Here is a 3945-nt window from a genome sequence, read left to right on the forward strand (position 1 = left end):
GCCACCATCGCCCCACCCGACGGCAACGCCTGCATCAACCGACCCCGCGCCACCACCAACCGCGCCGCATCCTCCAGCGAAAACACCCCGGCCACATACGCAGCAGCCAGCTCACCAATCGAATGACCAAGCAGGTAATCCGGCCGAACACCCCACGACTCCAGCAGCCGGAACAACGCCACCTCAACCGCGAACAACCCCGGCTGCGTGAACCCCGTCTGATCAACCAGATCCGAATCCTCGCCCCACATCACCCCGCGCAGCGGCCGATCCAGATGCCGATCCAGCTCAGCACACACCTCATCGAACGCCCCAGCAAACACCGGGAACGCCGCATACAACTCCCGGCCCATACCCAACCGCTGCGAACCCTGACCCGAGAACAGCAAACCCAGACCGCCCTCCCGGGCGTTGCCGAGCACGAGGTGCGGGGAACTCTCGCCGCGGGAAAGCGCGTGCAGGCCGGTGGCCAGTTCGTCCCGGTCCGCGCCGACGACTACGGCCCGGTGCTCGAATCCGGCACGGGTGGTGGCCAGTGCGACGGCGACATCGAGCGGCTCTTCGTCCACAACGGACAGCAGCCGGTCGGCTTGCGCGCGCAGGGCGCCTTCGGTCCGGGCCGAAACCAGCCAGGGCAGCACCGGCGGCACGGTCCCGGTGACCTCCACCGGAACCGGACCCGGCGCCTCCTCCAGCACGATATGCGCGTTGGTGCCGCTGATCCCGAACGAAGACACCCCAGCGCGGCGAGGTCGACCATTAGCCTTCCACGGCTGCGCCTCGGTCAGCAGTTCCACCGCACCCGCCGACCAGTCGATCTTCGGGGACGGCTCGTCCACGTGCAAGGTGCGCGGCAAGGTTTCCTGGCGCATCGCCAGGACCATCTTGATGATGCCCGCGACACCCGCCGCGGCCTGGGTGTGGCCGATGTTCGACTTGATCGACCCCAGCCACAACGGATTCGCCCGATCCTGACCGTAGGTCGCCAGCAGGGCCTGCGCCTCGATCGGATCACCCAGCGCGGTGCCCGTACCGTGCGCCTCCACTGCGTCCACATCGGACGGTGACAGACCGGCACTCGCCAGCGCGGCCCGGATCACCCGCTGCTGCGACGGACCATTCGGCGCCGTCAACCCGTTCGACGCACCATCCTGGTTCACCGCCGAACCACGCACCACGGCCAGGACTCGGTGCCCGTTCCGCTCGGCATCCGACAACCGCTCGCAGACGAGCAGGCCGACGCCCTCGCCCCACCCGGTGCCGTCCGCACCCGCCGCGAACGCCTTGCACCGCCCGTCCGGTGCGAGGCCGCGCTGGCGGCTGAACTCGACGAACGCCTCCGGTGTGGACAGCACGCTCACGCCCCCGGCGAGCGCCAGATCGCATTCGCCCGACCGCAGCGCCTGCGCCGCCAGGTGCAATGCCACCAGCGACGACGAACACGCGGTGTCCACCGTCACCGCCGGACCCTCCAGCCCGAACAGGTAAGCCACCCGGCCGGACAGCACGCTCGCCGCGTTCCCGATCCCGCGATGCCCCTCGCCGCCCGCGGTTTCCGGCAGCAGCCCGCCGTAGTCCTGGCCGTTGGTGCCGATGAACACCCCGGATCGGCTGCCCGCCAGGCTTCCGGGCTCGATGCCCGCCCGTTCGAAGGTCTCCCAGGTGGTCTCCAGCAGGATCCGCTGCTGCGGGTCCATGGCCAGCGCCTCGCGCGGCGAGATCCCGAAGAATCCCGCGTCGAACCGGTCGGCGTCCTCGAGGAACCCGCCGACCCGGACGTAGCTCGTGCCCGGCCGTTCCGGGTCCGGGTCGTACAGCGCGTCGAGATCCCAGCCGCGGCCGTCCGGGAATTCGGACAGCCCGTCCGCGCCGTCCGCGAGGAGCCGCCACAGCTCCTCCGGTGACCGCACGCCACCGGGAAAGCGGCACCCCATCGCCACGATCGCGATCGGTTCGCCGGGGTCGGTGGTGCCCGCAGCCGCTCGGACCGGACCGTCGTCCCGGCCGAACAGTTCCCGCCCGAGGTGCCGGGCCAGCGCCCGCACGGTGGGGTGGTCGAACACCGCGGTGCTCGCCAGGCGCGCCCCGGTGACCGCGTTCAACCGGTTCCGCAGTTCGACCGCGGTGAGCGAATCGAAGCCGAGGTCGGCGAAGGCACGTTTACCGGACAGCGTCTCCGGTGATTCGTAGCCGAGCACTCCGGCCACCTGATCGCGTACCAGCCGCTCGAGTTCGGCGTCGCGTTCGGCGGGCGTCCGGTCGGCGAGGCCCTCGCGGAAGGAGGCTCCGCCACCGCGCGCCGCCCGGATCTCGCGCACCTCGGGGAGATGGTCGATGAGCGGATTGCGGCGGGTGTCCGAGTACGCGGGGACGAACCGCGCCCAGTCGAGATCGGCGACGACCAGCGCCGGTTCGCGGTGGCCCACCACCCGGTTCAGCGCGCCGATCGCCGTGACCGGGTCCATCGCCGGGAACCCGTTGCGGCGCGCCCGGTCCCCATTGGCGCCGTGTGCCATGCCCAACCCGCCGAACGCGCCCCACGCGACCGCGGTGGCCGGAAGCCCGTCCGCCCGGCGTTTCATGGCCAGCGCGTCCAGCATGGCGTTGGCCGCCGCGTAGCTCGCCTGGCCCGCGTTGCCGAAGACACCTGCGGCCGAGGAGAACAGCACGAACGCGTCCAGTTGCCGGTCCCGGGTCAGCTCGTGCAGGTTCAGCGCGGCCTGCGCCTTGGCGCGCAGCACGGTGTCCAGCCCGTCCGGGGTGACCGTGTCGAGCGTTCCGTCGGCGAGCACGCCCGCGGTGTGCACCACGGCCGTGAGCGGGCAGTCGGCGGGAACGGCGTCGAGCACCCCGGCCAGGGCCTGCCGGTCGGCGGCATCGCAAGCGGTGATCGTCACCTCGGCACCCAGGCCGGTCAGTTCCGCTTGCAGCTCGGCGGCGCCCGCCGCGGCCGGGCCGCTCCGGCTGAGGAGCACCAGCCGGTCGGCGCCCTCGCGGGCCAGATGCCGGGCCACCTCCGCGCCGAGTGCCCCGGTGCCACCGGTGATCAGCACGGTTCCGCGCGGTTGCCATCCGGCGGCGCCGCGCAGCGGCGCGCGCTCCAGGCGCCGGGCGAAGATCCCGTCCGGGCGGATCGCCACCTGGTCCTCTCCCACCGCTCCGGACAGCACCGCGGGCAGCGCGGCGAACGCCGCGTCGCCGGGCTCGCCCGGCAGATCGAGCACTCCGCCCCACATCCGCGGCTGCTCCAGCCGGACCACCTGGCCGAGTCCCCAGACCGACGCCTGCCCGACCGCGGTGAGCCGGTCGGCGCGTCCGGTCGAGACCGCGCCTCGGGTGACCGCCCACAGCGGCGCCTCCACCCCGGCCGCGCCGAGCGCCCGCACGAGGGCGACCGTCGCGGTCAGCCCGCTCGGCACCGCGCGGCGGTCCGGCACCGGCTGCTCGTCCAGCGCGGCCAGGGACAGCACCCCGCGGACCTCGGCCGGATCGGCGACGTCTTCCGCATCCGGATGCCACGGAACGACGGAAGCCCCGGCCGCGGTGAGCGCGCGGGTGCACCGGTCGGCCAGTTCGTCATCCGTCCCGGCACCGACGAGCAGCCAGGTGCCGGACAGCTCGGCGTCGGCGGGCCGGGGTAGTTTCCGCCAGCCCAGGCGGTAGCTCCAACGGTCCACTTCGGACTCGGTGGCGAAGGAAGGGCGGTCCAGCCAGTACCGGCTGCGCTGGAACGGATAGGTGGGCAGGTCGATCCGGCGGGCCCCGGCATACCAGGCCGACAGGTCCAGCTCCACTCCGCGCACGTGCAGTCCGGCGAGCGCGGCGACCAGGGTCTCCGGTTCCGGGCGGTCCCGGCGAGACGCGGGAACCGCGAAGATCTCTGCGGCGCAGTCCTGTGCCATCGCGGTGAGCACGCCGTCCGGCCCGATCTCCAGGAACCTGGTC

At 72.6% G+C, this 3945-nt stretch carries 1 protein-coding gene; it reads right to left on the bottom strand.

The window, feature by feature from the left end; all coding sequences use genetic code 11:
* Positions 1 to 3945 (bottom strand): type I polyketide synthase (locus tag FXO23_RS50280; protein ID WP_158896271.1); only part of this gene is annotated, 3945 nt, incomplete at both ends.

Source organism: Amycolatopsis anabasis (assembly GCF_009765355.1).
Taxonomy (GTDB): Bacteria; Actinomycetota; Actinomycetes; order Mycobacteriales; family Pseudonocardiaceae; genus Amycolatopsis; species Amycolatopsis anabasis.